Genomic DNA, 24644 nt, shown 5'->3' with positions numbered 1-24644 from the left:
GTCACCCTAGGGGGTGGCCGAAGTCGATCTCCGACCGGGCCTCCCCCGGCCAGGACAGCACCGTCGGGGCGGGCGGGGTCTGCGCCAGGACGCTGCCCCGCGCGACGACGTACCGGGGGCGGACCTGGCGGCGCAGCGCTTCCTGCGGCGTCGGGGCCGGGAGCAGGACGAAGGAGGCGGGAGCGCCTGCCGTGATGCCGTACTCCGCCTCCGACAGGCCCAGCACGCGCGCCGCACGGTCCGTCACCATCGAGAAGGCCAGCGGGATCTCCTCCACGCCGGTGAGCTGGGCGGCGTACAGCCCGACCAGGGCGGTCTGGAGCGGATTGGCGGTGCCGAGCGCGTTCCACGGGTCCATCACGTCGTCGTGGCCGAAGGCCACATTGACCCCGGCCGCCAGCATCTCCTTGACCTGGGTGAGGCCGCGGCGCTTGGGATAGGCGTCGAAACGGCCCTGGAGGTTGAGGTTGGCGAAGGGGTTGGACACCAGGTTGATGCCGGAACGGGCCAGCAGGCGCTGCAGTTTGAAGCTGTAGGCGCCGTTGTAGGAGCCCATCGCCGTCGTGTGGGAGGCCGTGGCGCGCTCGCGCAGGCCCGAGCGCAGCGCGAGGGTGGCCAGCACCTCCACGAAGCGCGACTGCTCGTCGTCGATCTCGTCGCAGTGGGCGTCCACCCGCAGGCCGTGTTCCTCGGCCAGCGCGAAGGCCGTCCGCAGCGAGGCCACGCCGTCCTCGCGGGTGTCCTCGAAGTGCGGGATGGCTCCGACGACGTCCGCGCCGCGCGCGACGGCCTCGCGCAGCAGCGCCTCGCCGTCCGGGAAGGAGACGATGCCCTCCTGCGGGAAGGCGACGATCTGCAGGGTCATGATGTCCCGGACCCGGTCGCGCACTTCGAGCAGCGCGTCGAGCGCGGTGAGCGAGGGGTCGGTGACGTCGCAGTGGGTGCGTACGTGCAGGACCCCCTGCGCGGCCTGCCAGCGCAGCACCTCGGTGGCCCGCGCGACGACGTCCTCGCGGGTCAGGGTCCGTTTGCGCTCGCTCCAGCAGGCGATGCCCTCCCAGAGGGTGCCGGAGGCGTTCGGGCGCGGTTCGCCCGCGGTCAGGGCGGTGTCGAGGTGGATGTGCGGTTCGACGAACGGGGCGCAGAGCAGCGAGCCGTGGGCCTCGATGAGGGTGCCCGTGGCCGGGGGCTCCTTCTGGTCGTCGTACGGGACCACCCGGGCGATCCGGCCGTCCTCGGCGACCTCCACGTCGAACAGGCCGTGGTCCTCGCGCAGCCGGGCACCCCGGACGATCATCCGCATGAGGGCCAGCGTAGGGGGTGCGCGGGCGGCCGGGCAGGAGCGCGGGGCGGGCGTACCGGTTCCCCTGTGCCCGTACGGAGCAGTCCGCATCCCGGCGCCGGGTGCGGCAAGGTGGGGGGCATGACCAGCGACAACGACCTGACCCCCGGAGAGACGGGCGGGACCGCGGCCGGCGGGACCGCGGCGGCGCACGAGATGCCCGACTGGGAGAGGCGGTTCCGGGCGCCGCGCGTCGGGCTGCCCGACTGGGCCGAGGACGCCCCGGACCGCTCGCTCTTCGTCTCCAACGCCACCGGGACCTACGAGCTGTACGCCTGGGACCGCGCCACCGGCACCCAGCGGCAGGCCACCGACCGCCCCAACGGCACCACCGACGGCACCCTCTCCCCCGACGGGGAATGGATCTGGTGGTTCTCCGACACCGACGGCGACGAGTTCGGCAGCTGGGTGCGCCAGCCCTTCGCGGGCGGCCCCGACGAACCGGCCACACCCGGGCTGGAGCCCTCCTACCCCGCCGGCCTGGCCATCGGCCGCGACGGCACGGCGATCGTGGGACGCTCCACCGACGAGGACGGCTCGACCGTTCACGTGGTCCGCCCGGACGGCTCCGCGCCCACCGTGATCTACCGGCACCGGGAGTCGGCCGGGGTCGGCGACCTGTCGCGCGACGGGACCCTGGTCGCCGTCGAGCACACCGAGCACGGCGACGCGATGCACAGCGCCCTGCGCGTGCTCACCCTCGACGGAACCACCGTCGCCGAGCTGGACGACTCCCGGGGCGGCACCGAGCCCCTGGGGCTGGAGGTCCTCGGCTTCGCACCGGTCGAGGGCGACACCCGGCTGCTGGTGGGCCACCAGCGGCGCGGCCGCTGGGAGCCGATGCTCTGGGACGTGGCCACCGGCGCCCAGGAGGACCTGGGGATCGAACTGCCGGGCGACGTGAGCGCCGAGTGGTATCCGGACGGCTCCGCGCTGCTGATCGTCCACAGCTACGAGGCACGCAGCGAGCTGTGGCGCTACGACCTGTCGGCGCGGGCGCTCGTCGAGGTGGAGACCCCGCGCGGGTCGGTGTCGGGTGCCACGGCGCGGCCCGACGGGACGGTGGAGTTCCTGTGGTCCTCGGCCGCCGAGCCCTCGTCGGTACGGTCCACCGCCGGCGGGATCGTCCTGGACCCGCCCGGTTTCCGGGCGCCCGGCTCGGTACCGGTGGAGGACGTGTGGGTCGAGGGTCCCGGCGGGCGGATCCACGCGCTCGCCCAGCGCCCGGCGGGCCGGGGCGACGGCCCCTTCCCGACGATCTTCGAGGTCCACGGCGGGCCCACCTGGCACGACAGCGACGCCTTCCTGGCGACCCCGGCGGCCTGGCTGGACCACGGCTTCGCCGTCGTCCGGGTCAACTACCGCGGCTCGACCGGCTACGGCCGCGAGTGGACGGACGCCCTCAAGCACCGGGTCGGCCTGATCGAGCTGGAGGACATCGCGGCGGTCCGGGAGTGGGCGGTGGCCTCCGGTCTCGCGGACCCGGCGCGGCTGGTGCTCTCCGGCGGCTCGTGGGGCGGCTACCTGACGCTGCTGGGGCTCGGCACACAGCCAGGGGACTGGGCCGTGGGCCTGGCCGCCGTACCCGTCGCCGACTACGTGACGGCGTACCACGACGAGATGGAGGCGCTGAAGGCGCTGGACCGCACGCTCTTCGGCGGTACGCCGCAGGAGGTCCCGGACCGCTTCGAGGCGTCCTCTCCGCTGACGTACGTGGACGCGGTGAAGGCCCCCGTGCACATCGCGGCGGGCGTCAACGACCCGCGTTGCCCGATCCGCCAGATCGACAACTACGTGGACCGGCTGGCGGCGCGCGGCGCGGTGCACGAGGTGTACCGCTACGACGCCGGCCACGGCTCGCTGGTCGTGGAGGAGCGGATCAAGCAGGTCCGGATGGAGCTGGAGTTCGCGCGCAAACACCTGTCCGTCTGACCCTCAGGGCGGGTTTGCGGTGCACCCCCCGTACCGTGGTGGGGTGCACCGGTTTCTCCTGACCCCGCGCTGGTGGGGGATCAACGTCTTCGTCGCGCTCGCCGTGCCCTTCTGCCTGTTCATGGGGACCTGGCAGCTCGGCCGGTTCGAGGACCGCGTCGGCAGCCACCGGGAGGCGGCGGCGGCCGCGCGGCCCGCCGACCGGACGGCCGCGCCGCTGGACTCGCTCCTTCCGGTGGACACGAAGACCTCGGGACGGCTGGCCTCGGCGTCCGGTGAATACGCCGACCAGCTGCTGGTCCCGGACCGCCGGCTCGACGGCGCCTCCGGTTTCTACGTGCTGACCGTGCTCAGGACCGACTCCGGCAAGGCCGTCCCGGTGGTCCGGGGCTGGCTGCCGGGGGCCGCCGACCCGGCGCGGGCGCCTGCCGCGCCGACCGGGCGGGTGGAGGTCACCGGGGCCTTGCAGGCGTCGGAGAACTCCGGCACGAAGGGGGTCCACGCCCAGGGCGGCCTGCCGGCCGGACAGCTCGGGGTGATCGCGGCGGCCTCGCTGGTCAACATCGTCCCGTACGAGCTGTACGACGCCTGGCTGACCGTGCAGACCCCGGCCGACGGCATGGTGCCGGTGCCGGCGCAGGCGCCGGACAACACCGGGCTTGACCTGAAGGCCTTCCAGAACCTCGGCTACACCGGCGAGTGGTTCGTCTTCGTCGCCTTCGTGCTCTTCATGTGGGTCCGGCTCTACCGGCGTGAGGTGGAGACCCTGCGCGACGAAGAGGCCGGCCTGCTGGATCCGGTGCCCGCCGGGGCCGCGCAGGAGCCGGTCGCGTCCGCGGGGGCCGCGCAGGAGCCGGCCCGGGGCTGAGCGGAACCGGCCGGGGCCACCGCGGCGAGGCCGTGGACACGCCCCCGGACCGCGGGCCGGGGGCGGGCGGAAGCCGGGTGCGATCCACCGCACCACCGGGTTTGCCACCGCCGAACCACCGGGCTGCCGCCGCTCCACGGGCCGCATGGGCTGCGGGCCGCGGGGCGGCCGGCCGCCGGGCTGCCAGCCGCCGGGCTGCCGGCCGCGGGGCCACCGGCAACGGGGCTACGGAGCGGCGAGCGGGATCGCACCCGTGCGGTAGACCGTCCCGCCGCAGGCCCCGGGAATCGTCGTCTGCGTGGTCGGAGCCCCGCTCGGCGGGGTGTGGGACACCGCCACCCCGGCCGGCGCGGGAGGCGTCGCGCCCGTCTGCGGACCGGTGCCCTCCGACGTGCCCGCGGTTGCCTCCGCCGCGCCGCCCGACTGCCCTTGCGGCGGCTTCGTCCCCGCGCTCGGGCTCGCCGCGGGACAGGGCTCCCCCGAAGGCACCCAGGCGAAGCGGACCTCGTACGCCGTGTTCGGCTGGAGCACCAGCACGGGGTCCTGCGCCGACGGATCGGGCAGCAGCCCGCTCGCCGGGTCGCCCGCCGTGTGGCCGACCACGGTGAGCCCGGAGCCGGAACCGGCCTGCGCACCGGCGGCGACGGCCGCCGTCACCGTGTCCGGGCCGGCGACGGTACAGCCCTGTGCCGACACGTTGGTGACCTTGAAACTTCCGTAGACCTTGCCGTCGGTCCCCGGGGCGCGGGCCGAGCCCACCACCCCCAGTTGCTCGGCCCCGCACCCGGGCGCCCCGGGCGCCGCCGCCGGTGCCTGCGTGCCCGCGACCGGGCCCGTCGAGCCGCCGGGGTCGGACGGGCCGGCCGACACGCCGCCGGCCGGGGGCACGCTGGCCTGCGGGGACGGCTGACCGCCGGCGAGGCCGCCCGCCTCGGAGGCGCCGCCGCCGGAGCGGGCGGACCGCGGGTGGGCCCCGGAGCCGTTCTGGTGCGGGTCGGAGGGCACGCTGCTCGGCTTGGCGCCCGGCTCGCCGTGCCCGGCGATGGCCGAACGGTCGGGGGCGCCGCCCTCGCCGGCCGTCAGGTGCAAGGCGGCCGGGATCGCGGTCCCGGCGAGCAGGGCGACGGCGGCGGCCCCCACGAGGGCCTGCCGCCGCAGGGTCCGGCGCGCGGGGACGGCGTACCGCAGGCGCTCCAGCGCGCCGTCCGAGGGCTCCAGGCCCTCGACGGCCCCGCGCAGCAGGCCCCGCAACGCGTCTTCCTCGCCGGGCCCGGCGGGGCGCGGGTGGTCGTCCCTCATGACTGCGCAGCCTCCATCGCCACCCGCAACGCGGCAATCCCCCGCGATCCGTACGCCTTGACCGAGCCGAGGGACACCCCGAGCGTGTCGGCGACCTGGGCTTCCGTCATGTCCGCGAAGTACCGCAGCACGAGCACCTCCCGCTGGCGGCGCTGGAGGCCGCGCATCGCCTTGATCAGATCGTCCCGCTCCAGCTGGTCGTAGGCGCCCTCTTCGGCGCTCGCCATGTCGGGCATCGGCTTCGAGAGCAGCTTGAGGCCGAGGATGCGCCGGCGCAGCGCGGAACGGGAGAGGTTCACGACGGTCTGGCGCAGGTACGCCAGCGTCTTGTCACGGTCGCGGACCCGGCTCCGGGCCGAGTGCACGCGGATGAACGCCTCCTGGACCACGTCCTCGCAGGAGGCGGTGTCGTCGAGGAGCAGGGCGGCCAGACCCAGGAGGGAGCGGTAGTGCGCCTGGTAGGTCTCCGTCAGGTGGTCGACGGTGGTGCCGGCCACCACCTCGGTGACCGCCTCGGCCTCCGCCTCCGCCTCCGCAGCACGCTCGCTCCGGCCGCTCCCGCCCGCGTCAGCGCCGTCGCGCGGTGCGGGCACGAGGCCGCCCCGGATCGGTACGGCGGCCCGTGCGGACGCCTCTGACGGCCCCACCGGCGGGACGGGCACGATCACGGGTGGGCCGGTGTCGGGCGTGCGGGAAGCCCGCCGCGGCGGAAGGATCCCGGTGCGCGCCGGCAGGACGGACAGTTCGAGCAGTGCTTCTGCCACGCCTGTAGGACACGCGTCCCCCCGTCAGGGTTGTACGCGTGAGGAGTCCTCACCAGCAAAATCCCCATTGCCCTCATGCGTAACCGCTCTTCCCGATTTGCCCCGTCGTATCGAGACGGCGGTCGGGCCATCACCTTGATCAAGGGATCAGCACCGATCCTACAAAGCGAATTACGCGAATTCACCCGCGATCAGTTCCGCGATCTGAGTGGCATTCAGTGCCGCGCCCTTGCGGAGATTGTCGGCGCACACGAAGAACTCCAGCGCGCGGCGGTCGTCGAGCGAGACCCGCACCCGGCCGACCCAGGCGGGATCGGTGCCCGCGGCGTCCGCGGGCGTCGGGAACTCGCCCGCGGCCGGGTCGTCCACGAGGACCACGCCGGGCGCCGCCTCCAGGATCTCCCTGGCGCGGCGGGCGTCCACCTCGTTCTCGAACCGGGCCCGCACGGTCAGCGAATGCCCGGTCACCACCGGCACCTGTACGCAGGTCACCGCCACCGGGAGCTGCTCCAGCTGCAGGATCCGGCGCGTCTCGGCCCGTACGGCCAGCTCGTGCGAGGACCAGCCGTCCTCGCGCAGCTCCCCGGACCACGGCACGACGTTGAGGGCGAGCGGGGCCGCGAAGGGGCCGGTGTCCTCGCCCACGGCCCGGCGGACGTCCCCGGGCTGCTCGCCCAGCGAGGTCCCGGCGACCAGTGCCAGCTGGCGGCGCAATGCCCGGGAGCCGGCCCGGCCACGGGCGCCCGCCGCCTGGTACGAGGAGACGGCCAGCTCGGCCAGCGCGTACTCGGCGTGCAGCGCGCCGAGGGCGGCGATCATCGCGGCGGTCACGCAGTCGGGACCGGCGACGATCCCGCGCGGCCGGATCCGTACGGCGTGCCCGTTGACCTCGGGGACCACCAGCGGCACCTGCGGATCCTCGCGGAAGGCGGCGGACTGGTCCACGACGACGGCTCCGCGCGCGGTCACGACGGGAGCCCATCTGGCCGAGACCTCGGCCGGGGTCAGGAAGAGTGCGACGTCACCCGGACCGAGCCCTTCGAAGGCATCCTCGGTGAGGGCGAGCACCTCGGTCTCCTCCCCGCGGACGGCCAGCACGCGGCCGGCCGAACGCGCGGAGGCGATCAGGCGTATGTCGCCCCAGACGTCCGCCCGCTGGGACAGGATCCGGAGCAGGACCGATCCGACCGCCCCGGTCGCTCCGACCACGGCGAGCACCGGGGCGGAGGACCGGGCCCGGATCATCGTCCGGTGCCTCCGTAGACGACGGCCTCGTCGCTGTCGGAGTCGAGGCCGAAGGCCGTGTGCACGGCGCGGACCGCTTCGTTGACGTCGTCCTGGCGGGTGACGACCGAGATCCGGATCTCGGAGGTCGAGATCAGTTCGATGTTGACGCCCGCGTCGGACAGCGCCTGGAAGAAGGAGGCGGTGACGCCCGGGTTCGTCTTCATGCCCGCGCCGACCAGGGAGATCTTGCCGATCTGGTCGTCGTAGCGCAGCGAGTCGAAGCCGATCTGGCCCTTCGCCTTCTCCAGGGCGTCGATGGCCTTGTGGCCCTCGGACTTGGGGAGCGTGAAGGAGATGTCGGTCAGGCCCGTGGAGGCCGCCGACACGTTCTGCACGATCATGTCGATGTTGATCTCGGCATCGGCGATGGCGCGGAAGATGGCCGCGGCCTCACCCGGCTTGTCCGGGACGCCGACGACGGTGATCTTGGCTTCGGAGACGTCATGGGCGACTCCGGAGATGATGGCGTGCTCCACCTGCTCGTCCCCTTGCGGATTCTCGTTGCTGACCCAGGTGCCCCGCAGTCCCGAGAAGGACGAACGGACGTGGATCGGAATGTCGTAGCGGCGTGCGTACTCGACACAGCGGTGCAGCAGCACCTTGGAACCGGAGGCCGCGAGCTCCAGCATGTCCTCGGAGGAGATCCAGTCGATCTTCCGGGCCTTCTTGACCACGCGCGGGTCGGCGGTGAAGACGCCGTCCACGTCGGTGTAGATCTCGCAGACCTCGGCGTCCAGCGCCGCGGCGAGCGCGACGGCGGTGGTGTCCGAGCCGCCGCGTCCGAGGGTGGTGATGTCCTTGGAGTCCGCGGACACGCCCTGGAAGCCGGCGACGATGGCGATGTTGCCCTCGTCCAGCGCGGTGCGGATACGGCCCGGCGTGACATCGATGATGCGCGCTTTGTTGTGGACCGAATCGGTGATCACGCCTGCCTGGCTGCCGGTGAACGACTGGGCCTCGTGGCCCAGGTTTTTGATCGCCATGGCCAGCAGGGCCATGGAGATCCGCTCTCCGGCGGTCAGCAGCATGTCGAATTCCCGTCCGGCAGGCATCGGGGACACCTGCTCGGCGAGATCGATCAGCTCGTCCGTCGTGTCGCCCATCGCGGATACCACGACGACCACCTGGTGGCCGTTCTTCTTGGCATCCACGATCCGCTTGGCGACGCGCTTGATGCCTTCGGCATCGGCTACGGAGGAGCCTCCGTACTTCTGCACGACAAGGCCCACGTGCGCTCCTCGATCAGTCCGTCTCATTGCGGGTGCAGTCTAACGAGCAGCCGCGATCCGGCCGCTCCGTGCCACATCATGAGACGAAAGGATCAATGGATCCGTTCCCTCGCCGGGCCCCTCACCTGCGGCCCAGTCCGCCCAGTTCCTCGGCCATGACCCGACCGGCCTGCTCCGCGAGGTCGTCCTCGGTCAGGTCCTCGTCCGTGTCCAGCCCGTCCAGGGCGGCCAGCGGCTGGTCCAGGCGTACGTGGGCCACCAACGACTGCAGGGCGCGCAGGGTCGCCGAGGCGGTCGGACCCCAGTTGGTGAAGTACGAGAACTGCCACCACCACAGCGCCTCGGTGGTCCGCCCCGCCCGGTAGTGAGCCAGCCCGTGCCGCAGATCGGCCACCACGTCGGCCAGGTCGTCGGAGATCCGGTGCGCCACCGGGGTCTTGCGCGGCTCGTACGGGTCGAAGACCTCGGAGTACACGTCGACCGGCTCCAGCATGAGGGCGAACCGCTCGCGCAGGTCGTCCACATCCGGCTCCGGGCCGAGATCGGGCTCGTAGCGCTCGTCGGGCAGCACGTCCTGGTACGCCCCCAGCCGGCCGCCCGCGAGCAGCAGCTGGGAGACCTCCAGGAGGAGGAAGGGCACGGCGCTGTCCGGATCCTCGCCCTTGGCCACCTCGGTGACCGCGACGATGAACGAATCGATCTGGTCCGCGATCTGGACGGCGAAGTCATCCGGATCCTGGGCCAAGGCGTGCAGCGTTGCGTCAGACATCGAGAAGTCGCCTTCCTTCAAAGGCCCGCCCCAGCGTGACCTCGTCCGCGTACTCCAGATCTCCCCCGACGGGGAGCCCGCTGGCCAGGCGGGTGACCTTCAGGCCCATGGGCTTGATCATGCGGGCGAGATAGGTGGCGGTCGCCTCGCCCTCCAGGTTCGGGTCGGTGGCCAGGATCAGCTCGGTCACCTCGCCGTCCGCCAGGCGCGTCAGCAGCTCGCGGATGCGCAGGTCGTCGGGGCCCACGCCCTCGATCGGGCTGATCGCGCCGCCGAGGACGTGGTACTTGCCCCGGAACTCGCGGGTGCGCTCGATCGCCACCACGTCCTTCGGCTCCTCCACGACACAGATGACCGTGGTGTCGCGGCGCGGATCACGGCAGATCCCGCACCGCTCCTCCTGCGCCACGTTCCCGCAGACCGCACAGAAGCGGACCTTGTCCTTGACCTCCAGCAGCGCGTGCGCGAGGCGGCGGACGTCGGTGGGTTCGGCCTGGAGGATGTGGAAGGCGATCCGCTGCGCGCTCTTGGGCCCGACGCCGGGCAGCCTGCCCAATTCGTCGATCAGGTCCTGGACCACGCCTTCGTACAACGGACTGCCTTCTTTCGTTTCCTGCGGGAGGGGCGGGAGCAGTACCCGGGGTGGTGCGGATACTGCCGGTACTGCTTCGCTACTGCGGGTACTGCGGGAGCTCGGGGTACTAGAACGGGAGCCCTGGGATGCCGCTGCCGCCGCCCAGGCCCTGCGCCAGCGGGCCCAGCTTCTGCTGCTGGAGCGCCTGGGCGTTCTCGTGGGCCGCCTGGACCGCGGCGACCACCAGGTCGGCGAGCGTCTCGGTGTCCGCGGGATCCACGGCCTTCGGGTCGATCACCAGGGCGCGCAGTTCACCGGAACCGGTGACCGTCGCCTTGACCAGGCCGCCTCCGGCCTGACCCTCGACCTCTGCCTGGGCCAGCTCTTCCTGGGCCGCGGCGAGGTCCTGCTGCATCTTCTGGGCCTGCTGGAGCAGCTGCTGCATGTTGGGCTGGCCACCACCGGAAATCACAGGTCACTCACTCCGTACCGTCGGGACGCTTGGTCAATCCGAGCCTACGTGCTCCCCGCGCGCTGCGCCCTACGCCGTGAGGACCAACTCTTTCGAGTGAAGGACCAGGCGTACGCGTACCTGATGGAGACGTCCTTGCGGGCGGAAATCCCGGGATTCGTCGTCCATCGCGTGTCATTCGAAGGTAGGAAGAGCATGCGCACCATTGCGCACACGCGCACCACCACACGTCAGCGCAGGCAGAGGGAGTGCCGGGTGAGCCAGCCGGAGATGCAGCCCGAGGGGCCACCCCGGGATCCCCGGGAGCCCCGGGAGGAGGGCGGCGGGGCCATGGCGGCGGGCGATCTGACCGGCATGCCCTTCCCCCTCGGGGACTGGGGCGAGCCCGCCGAGCGGCTCGACGAGCTCTACCGCCGGGTCGAGGACGACGCGCTGCGCACCGCCGAGTGGTACCTGTCCGACCGGGCCTGGAAGCGCCGGGGCGCGCGCGTGCTGCGCGCCGCGGCGGCCCTGGGCGCCGTCACCGGCGCCGCGATGCCGCTGCTGGAACTGACGGGCTCGGTGCCGGGCGCGTCGGCGTACGGGTACCTCGCGTTGCTGCTGGGCGCGGCGGCGCTGGCCTGCGACCGGTTCTTCGGGCTGACCTCGGGGTGGATGCGGGACGTCGCGACGGCGCAGGCGGTGCAGCGCCGGCTCCAGACGCTGCAGTTCGACTGGGCGTCGGAGAACGTACGGGAAGTACTGGGGCCCACCGAGGGCACGGCCAGCGAGGCCGCCGAGCGGTGTCTGACCGTACTGCGCCGCTTCTCGGAGGACGTCACCGAGCTGGTGCGCGCGGAGACGGCGGACTGGATGGTGGAATTCCGGGCCGGGCCGACGCCGCTGGTGATGCAGTCCCTGGGCATGGCCGGCTCCCGCGCGGACGCGAGCGTTCCGCCGGCCCGTTTCCCGATGCCCCCGGGCACCCGTCCGAACATGCCGCGCCAGCGGCCGCCGGAGCAGCCGCGCTGATCTGGCGGTCGGGAACGGGGGCCGGGGCGGCGGGGGGCGGCGAGGCCGGGTCCGGGGGCGGGGCCGGGCGCCAGGCGCCGGGAGCGTGGCCGGGGGTGGGGGCGGAGCCACCGGATCGGCCACTCCGCCCCACCGCGCCCGGTCAGCTGAAAATGATCATCGAGCCCTGGCCGAGGCTGCGGGTCGCCGCCGCGTGCAGGCCGAGCCAGACGTGCCGCTCCCGGGCGAAGGGGCTGTTGTCGTACGGGATCGGCCCCGCGGGCTCCTCCAGCGACGTCGGCCGGCCGGGCGGAGCGGGCGCCGCGGGCGGGTTGCCCGGGTCTATCCCGATGGCGGGCCCCACGAACGCCAGCTCCCTCAGCAGGCCCTGCGCTGACCCGAGCGGTCCACCGCCGGCCAACAGCTCCTCGTTGGCCAGCGGAGCGCGGAAGTCCACCGGGACGTAGGCCCCGGCGTGGTCGTAGTGCCACACCAGGTGCGACTGCTGCGCGGTGGGCTCGAACATCTCCAGCAGCTGTTCGTAGTCCCCGCCCAGCTCGTCCACCGGCGTCACCGGCAGACCGCAGATCTGCAGCAGGTAGGCCCGCCGCAGGAAATGCAGGGCGTCGTAGTCGAAACCGGCGACGGGGGCGACGTCCCCGCTGAGCCCCGGCATGTAGGCGAACACGGGCACGGACGGCAGCCCGGCCTCGCCCAGCGCCCTGTCGTACGAGGCGATCTCTTCCGCGAAGGGGTTGTCGGGGCTGTGGCACAGCACGTCGACAAGGGGGACCAGCCACAGGTCACAGGCCACTCGGGCTCCGATCGGTCGTTGTCGCCTATCGGGCCAGCGTAGTGCGCCGAACACCCTGCGCGAAGGGCTCCGCAGAACCTGGGCCGGGCGCCCCCGCGGGATGCCGCGCCGATCCGGCCGGATCAGCCCCGGGGACGGACCTGCCGGCAGGACACCCCTGGGGCCGCCCTGTCGTCGACGTCCCGCCGGGCCCGGCGCTACTTCGGGGGCAGGACCGGGAGCCGGGCGGCCCAGTCCAGGCCGTGCTGGTTGTAGCCCCGGACGATGCGCCGCACCGCCTCGCCGTCGGCGAGCGTCACCGCCTCCACCAGGTCGCTGTGCCCGTCCCACAGCGCCGCGTGCAGCTGCGGCTCGCGCTGGAGGTGGGGCACGGCGAAGACCCAGCACTGCACCCGGATGCGGTGCAGGAACTCGGAGATGTAGGTGTTGCCGACCAGCCCGCCCAGTTCGCGCCAGAAGCGCAGGTCGTAGCCGATCAGCACTTCCAGCGAACCGCTCTGCGCGGCCCGCCGCGCCTCCTCGGCCCGGCGGCGCACCGAGACCAGCATCTCGCCGGTGCCGGCGGGGGCGCCGCGCTCCGCGAGCCTGCGGAAGATCCCGTCCACGACCAGCGCGCGGGCCTCGATCATTCCGCGGAAGTCGTCAACGGAGAAGATCCGCACGCGGAAACCCCGGTGCTGGACCAGTTCGAGCAGGCCCTGGGCGGAGAGGTCCACGAGCGCTTCGCGGACCGGGGTAGCGGAGACCTCGTACTGCTCGGCGATCTGCTTGACGGTGAACTCGGTCCCCGGCGGCAGGCGTCCCGCGAGCACCTCGTCACGCAGCGCGTCGGCGATCTGCTGGCGAAGTGTGTTGCGGGTGACAGCGCCGCTGCCTGGCATAGGGGTCCGTCTCCTCTGTAGGACTCCGGACACCTTAGGCCAGGCAGCGAGGCCGAAAAAGATCGGTCGGCGAGCGGTATGCGGATGTGCGACCCGTTATGCGGACGTGAACGGGGCACCGGTCGCAGCGCGCCCGCACGCGGGAGCGGGTCCGCGCGCGGTGCGCCCGCACGCGGGAGCGGGTCCGCGCGCGGTGCGGCGCCGGCGGCGGGTGCGCGAGGGCGTCGCGGCGGCTATCCGGCGGTGGTGTGGCGGTCCGCGACCGTCAGCGCCTCGTCCAGCAGGGCCAGCCCCTCCTTCGCCTCCGTTTCCGTGATGGTGCACGGCGGCACGACGTGGGTGCGGTTCATGTTGACGAAGGGCCACAGACCGGAGGTCTTGCAGGCGGCCGCGAATTCGGCCATCGGCGCGTTGTCCGCGCCGGCGGCGTTGTACGGGACGAGCGGCTCGCGCGTCTCCGCGTCCCGTACGAGCTCCAGCGCCCAGAAGGTGCCCAGGCCCCGGACCTCGCCGACGGAGGGGTGGCGCGCGGCGATCTCGGCGAGCGCCGGTCCGATCACGTTCTCGCCCAGGTGGGCGGCGTGCCCGACGATGCCCTCCTCCTCCATCGCGTTGATCGTCGCGACGGCGGCGGCGCAGGCGAGGGGGTGGCCCGAGTACGTCAGTCCGCCAGGGTAGGGGCGCGTGGCGAAGGTCTCGGCGATGGCGGCGGAGATGGCGACGCCGCCGAGCGGCACGTAACCGCTGTTCACGCCCTTGGCGAAGGTGATCAGGTCGGGGGTCACGCCCCAGTGGTCTGCGGCGAACCACCGGCCGGTGCGGCCGAAGCCCGACATGACCTCGTCGAGGATGAAGACGATGCCGTGGCGGTCGCACAGCTCGCGCACGCCGGCCAGATAGCCGGGGGGCGGAGTCATGATCCCGGCGGTGCCGGGGACGCTCTCCAGGATGACGGCCGCGATGGTCTGCGGTCCCTCGAAGGCGATGGTGTCGGCGAGGTGGGCGAGGGCGCGGGCGCACTCCTCGGCCTCGGAGGAGGCGTGGAAGGCGGAACGGTAGAGGTAGGGCCCCCAGAAGTGGACCACGCCGGCGGCTGCCGTGTCGGAGGGCCAGCGGCGCGGGTCGCCGGTGAGGTTGATCGCGGCGGCGGTGGCGCCGTGGTAGGAGCGGTAGGTGGACAGCACCTTCTGCCGGCCGGTGTGCAGCCGGGCCATGCGGACGGCGTTCTCGACTGCCTCGGCGCCGCCGTTGGTGAAGAAGATCTTGTCCAGGTCGCCGGGGGTCCGCTCGGCGATGAGGCGCGCGGCCTCGGAGCGGACGTCGACGGCGAAGCCGGGCGCGAGGGTGCAGAGCCGGGCGGCCTGCTCCTGAATGGCGGCCACGACCTTGGGGTGCTGGTGGCCGATGTTGGTGTTGACCAGCTGGGAGGAGAAGTCCAGGTAGCGCTTGCCGTCGTAGTCCCAGAAGTACGACCCTTCGGCCCCGGCCACGGCGAGGGGGTCGATCAGGGCCTGGGCGGACCAGGAGTGGAAGACGTGCCGGCGGTCGGCGTCCTTCACTGCGGCGAGGGTGTGCGGGGTGACATGAGGGGTCATGGCGACACGCTAGAAGTGCGCAGGTGGGGAGGGACATCGGCGGACTGTATGGGGGTGGGGGGCCGGTCTCGGCAACATGTCGGCCATCGTCGGCGATCCGCGCCCTTGACAGCATGCTGTCGTCACGTCAGCCTACTGTCATAGGTACTGGCACACGGCCGGCGGGGAACGGGCCGCCCGGCCCGACACGGAGCGGCGCAGTGGTATCGCTCGCACGAGGCCACCGCGCACCAGACGATCGACGCAATGAAGGCTCGGCACGGAGCCACGCCGGAGGCGATCAGCATGAGCGGGACCCCGCGCAAGCCCGTCCATCTCGCCGTCTACGACACGTACGCGGACTGGGAGACCGGCCACACCACCGCCCATCTGACCCAGCGCGGGCACCGGATCCGCACGGTCGGCTTCGCCGCGGAGCAGCCGGTCACCACGATGGGCGGTCTCCGCATCCAGCCCGACCTGGCCCTGGCCGGTCTGCGGCCCGAAGACTCCTCCCTGCTGATCCTCACCGGGGCTTCGCTGTGGGACACGGGCGAGGAGCTGGCGCCGTTCGCGGCGAAGGCCGGGGAGTTCCTGGAGGCCGGAGTCCCGGTCGCGGCGATCTGCGGAGCCACGGCCGGTCTGGCCCGGGCGGGCCTGCTGGACGCCCGCGCCCACACCAGCGCGGCCTCGCTCTACCTGGCGCAGCAGCCGGGCTACGCGGGCGCGGGGCGCTATGTCGAGGCCGACGCGGTCACGGACGGCGACCTGATCACGGCCGGCCCGACGGAACCGGTGGCCTTCGCCCGCGAGGTCTTCGCGCGGCTGGGCGTGTACGGCCCGGAGGTGCTGGACGCCTGGTACCGCCTGTTCCACGACTCGGACGCGAGCGCGTTCCCGGTCCTGATGGCCGCGGCGGAGGCGGGCCATGCGTGATCCGCAGCCGGCGACGGGTCCGGGTCCGGAGGGCTCGGCGCAGCCGGCGACGGGGCCGGTGACGAGTCCGGCTCCGGAGGGCTCGGCGGGGGCTCCGGCGCGGGGACGGTCGGACAGTGCCGGGTCGGCGGAGGGTCGGTCACAGGGGCGATCGGAGACTGACGGGCCGACGGAGGGCGGGGCGCAGGGGCGGTCGGAGACTGACGGGCCGATGAAGCGCCCGGCGGAGAGCCGGGCAGAGATCGACGGGCCGGCGGAAATTCCGGCGGAGAGCCGGTCGGAGACCGACGGGCCGGCGGAAGGCCCGGCGCAGAGGCGATCGGAGACTGACGGGGCGGCGGAGAGCCGGGCACAGGGGCGGTCGGTCCGGGAGCGGCAGGATCTGCTGAGCAGGACCGCACTCGGGGTGTTCCGGCTGAACGGCCAGTTCCTCTCCATCGCGGAGGAACTGGCGCGGCCGGCCGGACTGACGGCCGCCTCCTGGCAGGTGCTGGGCGCGGTGCTGCCGCAGCCGCTGCCCGTGGCGGGCATCGCGCGAACCATGGGGATCACCCGGCAGAGCGTCCAGCGCATCGCGGACCTGCTCGCCGCGAAGGGGCTGGCGGAGTACGTTCCGAATCCGGCGCACCGCCGGGCGAAGCTGCTCCGCCCGACGGATGCGGGCCGCGCGGCGGTGGCGCGCATCACTCCGGACCACGCCGCCCTCGCCACCCGCCTCGCGGAACAACTAGGCGACACCGCCTTCACCGAAACGGCCCAAGCCCTGGCTCGCCTGACGACGGCCCTGGACGCCCTCACCACCGACTGACACCCCCTTCCGGCACGCCCCCACGCGGCGACACCACCCTCCACGCCCCAACTCCCCCCGACGGCAGCCCCTCTCCAGCCGGGCCCCGCCCCCACTCCACCCAACGGCAACCCCCTCCAGCCCCGCCGGCGCTTGAGGCGCGGGGCCCGGGTCGCAGCCCCGGCAACCCAAGCCACAGCCACAGCCGAACCCACCCCGACCGCCGATCCCCCCTCCTTCCCCACCTGCTCCCGCCCGCCGACACCCCCTCCAGCCCCGCCGGCGCTTGAGGCGCGGGGTCTGGGGCGCAGCCCCGGCAACCGAAGCCGCACCCGAACCCACACGGCACCGCGGGCAACCACACCACCACCCCCACCCGTCTTCCCGGGCGGAGCCCCCCGCACAACGCCCGGGCCCCGAGGGGGAGGACCCACCCGGCCATGGAACAACTGCACCCCGCCGACCCGCACCGCATCGGCCCGTACCGCCTGTTCTCGCGGCTCGGGGCCGGCCGCACGGGCCAGGTCTACCTCGCCCGTTGCGACCGCGGCCGTACCGTGGCCGTGAAGCTGATCCACCCGGCACTCGCCGCCCGCCCGGAATTCCGTACCCGCTTCCGCCACGACGTCGACGCGGCCCGTCGCCTGGACGGCGAGTGGACCGCTCCCGTGCTGGACGCCGACACCGAGGCCCCCACCCCCTGGCTGGCCACCGGCTACGTCGCCGGGCCCAGCCTGCACGAGGTCGTCGCCGGTTCCGGCCCGCTGCCACCGCGTTCCTTACGGGTCCTGGCCGCCGGCCTCGCGTACGCCCTCCAGGACCTCCACCGCGCCGGCCTCCTCCACGGCGCCCTGCACCCCTCGAACGTGCACCTCACCCTCGACGGCCCGCGCGTCACCGACTTGGGCATCACCCACCCCCCGTCCGACCGGGCCGCCCCGCCCCCCTTACGCGCCTTACGCGCCTTACCGGCCCCACCACCCGCCCGTCCGCCCCGGACCGGCGAAGCCGACCCGGCCGGCTCCCCCCGCTCCCCCGGTTTCGCGGCTCCCGAGCAGATCGGCGGCGGCCCCCTCACCGCCGCCTGCGACGTCTTCCGCCTCGGCGCGGTCCTGGCCTACGCCGCTACCGGACGGCTCCCCTTCGGGGAGGCGGAGCCGCCCGGCGGCCCGGACGCCCTGCCGCACCGCGTCACCACCGCCGCACCGGACCTGGACGGCGTCCCCGCCGCACTGCACCAACTCCTGCGGGACTGCCTGCGCCGGGACCCCGCCGCCCGGCCGGGAACCGCCGAGGTCCTGGCCCGGGTCGGCGCCCGCGACACCGTGGCCGACGGGAGGGCCCTGGAGCCCTGGCTCCCCGCGCCCCTGGTGGCCCGGCTCGGGAGGCACGCCGTACGGCTCCTGGACCGCGAGGACGCCGGACCGGACCGCCCGGCGCCCCCGCCCACCCCCCTCGATCCGGTTCACCCGGCCCGCCCGACGACCCACCCCACGCCCCGCCCGGCCTACCCCACCAATTCCACCGACTCCACCGACTCCACCGACTCCACCAGCCCCAAGCCCGCCTACTCCGCCTACGCCCCGCCCCGGGTCCCCGCCCCGACCGCGCCCCCGCCCCGCCCCCGCGCCGCCTCCACCGCCTTCCTCCTCGCGGTCGCCGCCGTCGTCGCCGTCACGGCCGGCGGCACCGTGTACACCGTGATGACCGGCGCCCAGGACCCCCTCCTGCCCGGCGGCGCACCCCGTACGCCGACCCCGGCCACGGTCCCCCCGGCCGCAACCGCAACCGCTGCCACCCCCGCCCCCGGCGGCATCCCCGAGTCCTACCTCGGCACCTGGCAGGCCACCGCCGGCGCCCGCACCTGGCGGCTCACCCTCACCCCCGGCGCCACCGGCGACCCGGTCATGTCCCTCGCCGTCCAGGCCCCGCAGCTCTCCTGCGCCTGGTCCGCCCCCCTGCTCGACGCACCCCCCGGCGCGGTGGAGCTGGGCCCCTCCACCGTCACCTCCGGCGCCCCTGCGGCCTGCATGCCGGGGGGCCGGAGCCGCCTGCGCCTGCTGCCCGACGGCACGCTCCAGCGGGAGCTCACCGGCAGCGGCGGCCCCCCGCTCACCTACCGCAGGCCATGACCGGAGGCGCTCCGCAGCGAATGTGTCGAAGTCAATAAGCCTGCAAGCAGAGCTTGTTACGTATGACGCCCGCGTCGGACACTGCCGACCATGGAGCCGTTGAACGTAGTGGCACAACTGTGGGAGCGGATCGAGGCGCGCGACTGGGACGGCGTGGCCGGGCTCATCGCCGAGGACGCGGTCATCGAATGGCCCGTGAGCGGTGAGCGCATCGTGGGACGCGCGAACTTCATAGCCGTCAACACCGACGACGGCGACGCGGACGAGAGATCCGTGGACCTGCTGCGGATCCTGGCGGACGGCGACCTCGTCGTCACCGAGGTGGAGGTACCCGAGGACCACGTGGTCTACCGGGCCGTCTCCCTGTGGACCGTGCGGGACGGGGAGATCGTGGGCGCGCGCGAGTACTGGACCAGCCCCGGCCAGGACCCCGCGCCGCGCTGGCGGGCGGGCTACGTAGAGCCCCTGGTGGCAGACTGAGGCAGGTGCTGACCCACCTGTCCCCACTGCTCGGCGCCACCGCGGTCCTTGCCCTTTTGACCCTCGTACCCGGTCCCGACATGGCGATCGTGACGAAGCGGGCGGTCACCCGGGGCCGCGCCGACGGGCTGCGCACGGTCGCCGGGATCGCCGTCGGCCTGCTGTTCTGGGGAGCCCTCACCGTGGCCGGTCTCGCGGCGCTGCTCGCCGCTTCGGCCGAGGTGTACCTGGTCGTCAAGCTCGCCGGGGCCGCCTACCTCTGCCTGCTCGGGGCGCGGTCGCTGCGTGCGGCGGGGGCGGAGCCGGGCCACGAGACCGCCGCGGCGGGTGCCGGCGGTGCCTGGCGCACCGGACTGGTCGCCAACGTCCTCAACCCCAAGATCGCCGTTTTCTACACGGGGCTGCTGCCCACCCTCGCGCCGCCCGGCATGCACCCGGCGGCGGGCATGGCGTTGCTGGTCCTGGTCCACGTGCTGCTCACCCTGGTCTGGCTGGGCACGTACGTGCACGCCCTGTCGCGCGCCCGGCGGTTCTTCGAACGGCCGCGCGTACGGCGCGCCCTGGACCGGGTGACGGGCGTGGTCCTGATCGGCTTCGGCGTACGCGTGGCCACGACCTAATGGGTGCTGTGCCGGGCGCCGCGACCCCGTGAACCTCTCCCGTCACAGCTCTGGCCGGGCCGCCGGTCCTCTGGACGGCCAGTCATCTTGCTGCTGCTCGGCGGGGTTCGGCTGCCTCGGGCTGCTCCGTGCCGTGGGGGGGTTGCGTGCCTCTCCCGCCGCTGAAGTAACCCCCGTCATACCTGAGAGCTACGCGCGAACACGGCTCTGGAGCGGGACGCAGACGAGGGGCCGCGAATTCTAACTTCGGTGGCAGAGGAGGGCGCTGGGGGCTCTTCCCGACCGGAGGAAGAGAAACATGGCGGCGGGGACGGGGACGGGGACAACGGCTACGGGGCCGGCGGGCGGAGCGGGGACGAAGGCCACCGCCGGTATCCCGGGCACGACGGAACCGGCGGGGACGGCGGGCCCTGCAGGCGTGCCGGGCACAGCAGGCATGCCGGTCACGGCAGGGCCCGTGAGCGGGCGGCTCCCCGGAGCGTCAGGTGGCCGGCCCCGGGCGGGGGGACGGCTGCGGCGTACGCTGCTGGCCGGCCTCGTCGCCGGGGCCGTGGTGGTTCCCGTGTCCGCGGCCGCCTCCCCCGGCGCTCCCGCCCCGGCACCGGCGGCTGTCGCCGCGACGGCCTCGCCCCACGACCGGTACGCGGCCAACCGCGCGAACCTCACCGAGGCGGCCCGGATGGCCGAGGACGCCGGCCGCACCGGCCGTGCATCCAAGCTGCGGACCATGGAGGCGTCCGGTACGGCCCAGTTCCTCGCCTTCGACGGCCGGGGGCGGGGCCGGGCCGTCGAGGTGTTCGGGGAGCTGGAGACCGCCGACCGGGTGACGGTCCTGGTGCCCGGCTCGGACACCACGCTCGACACCTACCAGAGGTTCCGTGCCGGGGCCGTCTCCCTCCAGCAGCGCCTCCAGGCCGGGCATCCGCGCTCCGCCGTGGTCGCCTGGCTCGGGTACGACACCCCCGGCACGGTCAGCGCGACGGTCCTGACGGCGGACCGGGCTAAGGAGGCCGCCGCCGAACTGGGCCCCTTCCTGGACCGGTTGCGCCCGATGGCGGGGCCCGGCGCCCGCCTCTCGCTCCTGTGCCACTCCTACGGCTCCGTCGTCTGCGCCCGCACCGGCACCGGGCCCGCTGTCACCGACATGGTCCTCTTCGGCAGCCCGGGCACGGGGGCGGCTTCCGTCCGGGAGCTGCCGACGCGGGCCCGGGTCTGGGCCGGCCGGGGCAGTGGCGACTGGATCGGCCACGTCCCGCACGTGCGTCTCGGCGGCATCGGCTTCGGCAGCGACCCCGTCGATCCCGCCTTCGGGGCCCGGCCCTTCACCGCCGGTCCCGCCGGGCACAGCGACTACCTCAAGCCGGGCACCGAATCCCTCGACAGCCTGGCCGCCATCGTCCTCGGCTCCGCCGGCGCCTCCACCGCTCCGGAGATCCCCCATGCGTAGGCCCCGCGCACGCTGGTCCGCCTTGGCGGCGGGAATCGAGGCCGCCACCCCGGCCGGACGGGACCGCGCCGTCGACGCGCTGCGGGCCTTCGCGATCCTCGGTGTGGTGCTCGGGCACTGGCTGGTCACCGCCCTGACCACGGCCGAGGGCGGCCTCAGCACCACCAGTCCGCTGGCCCACATGGCCTGGCTGGCCCCCGTGTCCTGGGTGTTCCAGACACTGGCCGTGTTCTTCCTCGTCGGTGGCCGTGTCGCCGCCGGCGGGTATGCGACGGCGCGGGCGCGCGGGGACTCGTACCGGGACTGGGCGGGCCGGCGGCTGGGCCGGCTGTTTCGCCCGGTCGTGGCCGTGCTCCTCCTGTGGACCGTCGCGGCGGGCGGGATGCTGGTCGGCGGGGTGGAGCTGGACACCGTCCGGACCTTGCTCAAGCTGGTGCTGTCGCCCCTGTGGTTCCTGCTGGTGTTCGCCGCGCTGACCGCGGCGACCCCGCTCGTGGCCCGGCTGCATCCGCTCTGGCCGGTCGCCGTGGTGGCAGGCGTCGATCTGTGGCGCTTCGGATCCGGCGGCCCCGAGTGGGCCGGCTGGGTCAATGTGGCGGCCGGCTGGCTCGTCCCCTACACCCTGGGCGCCGCCTGGTCCCGGGGGGCGTTCGCGCGGCGCGGCCCCTGCCTGCTCCTGCTCGGTGCGGGCGCGGCGGCAACGGCCGCGCTCGTCCTGTGGGGCGGGTACCCGGCGTCCATGGTGGGTGTCCCTGGGGCGGCCATGTCCAACCTCAACCCGCCCACGCTCGCCGCGGTGACGTTCGGACTGGCCCAGTGCGGGCTGGCACTGCTGGTCCGCGAGCCGCTGGGCCGGGCCATGCGGCGGCCGGGAGCCTGGGCGAAGGTCGCCCTGGTGAACCTCTCCGCCATGACGGTCTTCCTGTGGCACCAGACCGCCATGATGACCGTCACCGCCCTCGGGCTGCTCGTCTCGCCCGACCTGCCGGGGCTGCACACCGTGCCCGGCGCCCCGGAGTGGATAGCGGCCCGCCTGCTGTGGCTGCCGGTGTTCGCCATCGCGCTGGCGCTGTGCTGGGCGACGTTCCGTACGTATGAACAGGGCCGTCGGCCGCGACCCTGCGGTCCGGCACGACCCGCGCGCAACGACCGGCCGCGCCCCCGGCCCGGGCGGAGCCGCCCGGAGCCCACGGCCCCCGGCCTCCCCCACCGGACGCGCTCCACCCCGCCCGTCGGCTCCGTTGCGCCGGCCGACTCCACCCCGCCGACCCGCTCCACCCCGTACGCCTGCTCCGCCCCGCCCGTCCGGACGGCCGTGCCGGCCCGCGTCGGTCCGTCCCCCCGCGCTTCCGCCGGGGCGGTCACCCATGCCTAGGCTGGCCCATGTGACCGAGCAGCCCGCGCCCTTGGCCGATGCCCCGCCCTCCCGCTCAGCCCATCGCACCTCATCGATGGGGCCGTTGGTCCGGGAGCTGTTCACGCTGCGTCAGGACGCCCTGCCCCGGATGTCCCGGCCGCGGTGGCTGAACCGGCTGCCGCACGTGCTGGTCCTCTACGCCGCCGTGTTCTTCGGCTTCCTGACCGTGGAGGAGCTCGGGGACCACTACCACGTCACGGGCGGCTCGCCGCTGGTGCTGGGCATCATGACCGGCATGTCCATCGGGCTCGCCATGGTCCGGCCGATCGCCGGGTGGTGGCTCGGCCTCGCCGCCGCCGGCCTGACCGCCGGGGCGATCCACGGCCCTGTCGGGCACGGCCAGACCTGGCCGTGGACACCCGGCGGCCTGTTCGCCTTCGCCGTGCCGCTGCTCCTGGTCGCGCTGCGGGTTCCGCCCCGGGTCACCATCGCGGCCGTCGCCGTCCCGGCCGCCGCCACCGGCCTGGCCGAGGCGCTCCTCAAGCCGGAGCACAGCCAGTCCACGGCCATCGGGGCGCTCGTGCTCTTCGGTTTCGTGGGGCTCCTCGGATACGCGCTGCGCGCCTTGCGGCTGGCCCGCGGCGAGCTGGTCCAGCAGGAGACCCTCACCGAGGAGGAACGCGCCCGGCGCACCCTCCTGGAGGAGCGCAGCCGGATCGCCCGCGAGCTGCACGACGTCGTCGCGCACCACATGTCGGTGATCTCCATCCAGGCGCAGGTCGCCCCGCACCTGGTGGACGATCCGTCCGAGGAGCTCAAGGAGAACCTCGCGGGCATCCGGGAGAACGCCCTGGAGGCGCTGACGGAGCTGCGGCGGGTGCTGGGCGTGCTGCGCTCCGAGCAGCCGGGCGATCCCGCCCGCCCCCACCATCCGCAGCCCACCCTGGCCGAGCTGGACGGCCTCGTGGACAACGTGCGGGGAGCCGGGTTGCCGGTCACCGTCGAGGTCGCGGGGCTCCGGCGGCCGCTGACGCCCGGCGTCGAGCTCACCGCGTACCGGATCGTGCAGGAGGCGCTGAGCAACTGCCTGCGCCACGCGCCGGGTTCCGAGGTGGAGGTCGGCATCGCCTACGGGCCGCGCGATCTGCACCTGTGCGTCGCCAACACCCCGCCGACCGGGGTCGCGTCCCCGTCCCCCGGTGCGGGGCACGGGCTGCTGGGGATGCGGGAGCGGGCGGGCATGCTGGGGGGCGAGCTGGCCGCAGGTCCGCGCCCCGACGGCGGGTACGAGGTGACCGCGGTACTCCCGATGGATCCGCAGGACCTGTCCGGCGGCTCCTTCCCCGAGACGAAGAAGGTTTCATGAGCACGCCGATCAAGGTGATGATCGCCGACGACCAGATGATGGTCCGGCAGGGCTTCACCGTGCTTCTCAACGCCCAGCCCGACATCGAGGTGGTCGGCCAGGCCGTGGACGGCGCCGATGCCGTCGCCAAGGTCGGCGAGCTGCGGCCGGACGTGGTCCTGATGGACATCCGCATGCCGGGCATGGGCGGCATCGAGGCCACGTCGGTGATCACGGGCACCGCGGGCTCCGCCGTGAAGGTGCTGGTGCTGACCACCTTCGATCTCGACGAGTACGTGTACGAGGCGCTGCGGGCCGGGGCCTCCGGCTTCCTGCTCAAGGACGCCTCGGCCGACCAGCTCGCGGAGGCGGTGCGGGTGGTGGCGGCCGGGGAGGCCCTGCTGTCGCCGAACATCACCAAGCGGCTGATCACGGAGTTCTCCCGGCTGGGGGCGCCCCGGGCGCCGTCACGGGCACGGATCGACGAACTGACCGAGCGCGAGACGGAGGTCCTCTCGCTCGTGGCCCAGGGGCTGTCCAATGCGGAGATCGCGGCGCACCTGACCGTGGCGGAGCAGACGGTGAAGACCCACGTGGGCCGGATCCTCGTGAAACTGGGCCTGCGCGACCGCACGCAGGCGGCAGTGTTCGCGTACGAGACGGGCCTGGTCCGTCCGGCGGGGTACTGAGTCACCGGCGTAGTACTTGAGGGGGACCCCGGGATATCCCCTTCAGCGGCGACGCG

At 73.8% G+C, this 24644-nt stretch carries 23 protein-coding genes; 12 read left to right on the top strand and 11 right to left on the bottom strand.

Translation table 11 applies throughout. The annotated features are described in order from the left end of the window. Position 1: 1 nt before the first annotated feature. A complete protein-coding gene (codA, locus tag AMK16_RS19355; RefSeq protein ID WP_274535370.1) occupies positions 2-1303 on the bottom strand; it encodes a cytosine deaminase in 1302 nt (433 codons plus the stop codon). Positions 1304-1423: 120 nt separating this feature from the next. Between codA and AMK16_RS19350 the strand changes: the two genes are divergently transcribed. Both AMK16_RS19350 and AMK16_RS19345 read left to right on the top strand, forming a co-directional pair. Next, positions 1424-3274 carry a S9 family peptidase gene (locus AMK16_RS19350; protein ID WP_073917329.1) on the top strand — a complete coding sequence of 617 codons (1851 nt, stop codon included), beginning with the start codon at positions 1424-1426 and terminating at the stop codon, positions 3272-3274. Between the two features lie 43 nt (positions 3275-3317). Then, positions 3318-4142 carry an SURF1 family protein gene (locus AMK16_RS19345; protein WP_073917326.1) on the top strand — a complete coding sequence of 275 codons (825 nt, stop codon included), beginning with the start codon at positions 3318-3320 and terminating at the stop codon, positions 4140-4142. 225 nt (positions 4143-4367) lie between these two features. Here the strand turns inward: AMK16_RS19345 and AMK16_RS19340 are convergent, their stop codons facing one another. The 7 genes from AMK16_RS19340 to AMK16_RS19310 all read right to left on the bottom strand — a co-directional run bounded on the left by AMK16_RS19340 (position 4368) and on the right by AMK16_RS19310 (position 10536). Further along, complete coding sequence (locus AMK16_RS19340) at positions 4368-5441, bottom strand: hypothetical protein (RefSeq protein WP_073917323.1); 1074 nt, start codon at positions 5439-5441, stop codon at positions 4368-4370. Continuing rightward, positions 5438-6205, bottom strand: a complete 768-nt coding sequence (locus AMK16_RS19335) for a SigE family RNA polymerase sigma factor (RefSeq protein ID WP_073917320.1) — start codon at positions 6203-6205, stop codon at positions 5438-5440. The genes AMK16_RS19340 and AMK16_RS19335 overlap by 4 nt, the downstream gene beginning before the upstream one ends. A 171-nt stretch (positions 6206-6376) precedes the next feature. Continuing rightward, positions 6377-7450 carry an aspartate-semialdehyde dehydrogenase gene (locus AMK16_RS19330; RefSeq protein WP_073917317.1) on the bottom strand — a complete coding sequence of 358 codons (1074 nt, stop codon included), beginning with the start codon at positions 7448-7450 and terminating at the stop codon, positions 6377-6379. Continuing rightward, positions 7447-8721 carry an aspartate kinase gene (locus tag AMK16_RS19325; protein WP_073917314.1) on the bottom strand — a complete coding sequence of 425 codons (1275 nt, stop codon included), beginning with the start codon at positions 8719-8721 and terminating at the stop codon, positions 7447-7449. The genes AMK16_RS19330 and AMK16_RS19325 overlap by 4 nt, the downstream gene beginning before the upstream one ends. A gap of 121 nt (positions 8722-8842) precedes the next feature. Continuing rightward, positions 8843-9490 carry a DUF5063 domain-containing protein gene (locus AMK16_RS19320; protein ID WP_073917311.1) on the bottom strand — a complete coding sequence of 216 codons (648 nt, stop codon included), beginning with the start codon at positions 9488-9490 and terminating at the stop codon, positions 8843-8845. Further along, positions 9483-10082, bottom strand: coding sequence for a recombination mediator RecR (gene recR, locus AMK16_RS19315; RefSeq protein ID WP_073917308.1), 600 nt, complete (start codon positions 10080-10082; stop codon positions 9483-9485). The genes AMK16_RS19320 and recR overlap by 8 nt, the downstream gene beginning before the upstream one ends. Positions 10083-10191: 109 nt before the next feature. Continuing rightward, entirely contained in the window at positions 10192-10536 is a 345-nt protein-coding gene (locus AMK16_RS19310; protein WP_073917305.1) for a YbaB/EbfC family nucleoid-associated protein, read from the bottom strand. A 255-nt stretch (positions 10537-10791) separates the two neighbouring features. Between AMK16_RS19310 and AMK16_RS19305 the strand changes: the two genes are divergently transcribed. After that, positions 10792-11547 carry an SLATT domain-containing protein gene (locus AMK16_RS19305; RefSeq protein WP_199885476.1) on the top strand — a complete coding sequence of 252 codons (756 nt, stop codon included), beginning with the start codon at positions 10792-10794 and terminating at the stop codon, positions 11545-11547. A gap of 142 nt (positions 11548-11689) precedes the next feature. Here the strand turns inward: AMK16_RS19305 and AMK16_RS19300 are convergent, their stop codons facing one another. From AMK16_RS19300 to AMK16_RS19290, 3 genes are all read right to left on the bottom strand, one after another. Then, a complete protein-coding gene (locus AMK16_RS19300; RefSeq protein WP_073917301.1) occupies positions 11690-12340 on the bottom strand; it encodes a hypothetical protein in 651 nt (216 codons plus the stop codon). A 197-nt stretch (positions 12341-12537) separates the two neighbouring features. Beyond that, positions 12538-13221, bottom strand: a complete 684-nt coding sequence (locus tag AMK16_RS19295; RefSeq protein WP_073917298.1) for a GntR family transcriptional regulator — start codon at positions 13219-13221, stop codon at positions 12538-12540. A gap of 233 nt (positions 13222-13454) precedes the next feature. Then, on the bottom strand, positions 13455-14816 hold the full coding sequence (locus AMK16_RS19290) for an aspartate aminotransferase family protein (protein WP_073917296.1): 1362 nt from the start codon (positions 14814-14816) through the stop codon (positions 13455-13457). A 285-nt stretch (positions 14817-15101) separates the two neighbouring features. Here AMK16_RS19290 and AMK16_RS19285 point away from each other — a divergent pair, with 285 nt between their 5' ends. The 9 genes from AMK16_RS19285 to AMK16_RS19245 all read left to right on the top strand — a co-directional run bounded on the left by AMK16_RS19285 (position 15102) and on the right by AMK16_RS19245 (position 24588). Then, positions 15102-15731 carry a DJ-1/PfpI family protein gene (locus tag AMK16_RS19285; protein WP_073917293.1) on the top strand — a complete coding sequence of 210 codons (630 nt, stop codon included), beginning with the start codon at positions 15102-15104 and terminating at the stop codon, positions 15729-15731. Positions 15732-16137: 406 nt separating this feature from the next. Continuing rightward, the gene (locus AMK16_RS19280) at positions 16138-16539 is read left to right on the top strand and encodes a MarR family winged helix-turn-helix transcriptional regulator (RefSeq protein ID WP_242438792.1); all 402 of its coding nucleotides are present in this window, start codon (positions 16138-16140) and stop codon (positions 16537-16539) included. 419 nt (positions 16540-16958) lie between these two features. After that, complete coding sequence (locus tag AMK16_RS19275) at positions 16959-18650, top strand: serine/threonine-protein kinase (protein WP_073917290.1); 1692 nt, start codon at positions 16959-16961, stop codon at positions 18648-18650. A 90-nt stretch (positions 18651-18740) separates the two neighbouring features. After that, the gene (locus tag AMK16_RS19270; protein WP_073917288.1) at positions 18741-19130 is read left to right on the top strand and encodes a nuclear transport factor 2 family protein; all 390 of its coding nucleotides are present in this window, start codon (positions 18741-18743) and stop codon (positions 19128-19130) included. A gap of 5 nt (positions 19131-19135) precedes the next feature. Further along, entirely contained in the window at positions 19136-19750 is a 615-nt protein-coding gene (locus tag AMK16_RS19265; protein WP_107417180.1) for a LysE family translocator, read from the top strand. A 562-nt stretch (positions 19751-20312) separates the two neighbouring features. Then, positions 20313-21197 (top strand): alpha/beta hydrolase, encoded by an 885-nt coding sequence (locus tag AMK16_RS19260; RefSeq protein ID WP_338014457.1) that lies wholly within the window; start codon positions 20313-20315, stop codon positions 21195-21197. Next, positions 21190-22572, top strand: coding sequence for an acyltransferase family protein (locus AMK16_RS19255; RefSeq protein WP_079191586.1), 1383 nt, complete (start codon positions 21190-21192; stop codon positions 22570-22572). Before AMK16_RS19260 ends, AMK16_RS19255 begins: the two co-directional genes overlap by 8 nt. Positions 22573-22582: 10 nt before the next feature. After that, positions 22583-23920 (top strand): sensor histidine kinase, encoded by a 1338-nt coding sequence (locus tag AMK16_RS19250; RefSeq protein ID WP_242438791.1) that lies wholly within the window; start codon positions 22583-22585, stop codon positions 23918-23920. Further along, on the top strand, positions 23917-24588 hold the full coding sequence (locus AMK16_RS19245; protein WP_073917281.1) for a response regulator: 672 nt from the start codon (positions 23917-23919) through the stop codon (positions 24586-24588). Before AMK16_RS19250 ends, AMK16_RS19245 begins: the two co-directional genes overlap by 4 nt. The last annotated feature ends 56 nt before the right edge of the window (positions 24589-24644 follow it).

The organism is Streptomyces sp. CB00455 (assembly GCF_001905445.1).
In the GTDB taxonomy this organism is placed as follows: domain Bacteria; phylum Actinomycetota; class Actinomycetes; order Streptomycetales; family Streptomycetaceae; genus Streptomyces.
Note: the sequence above shows the minus strand (reverse complement) of the source record. Positions and strands in the feature narration are given on the sequence as shown.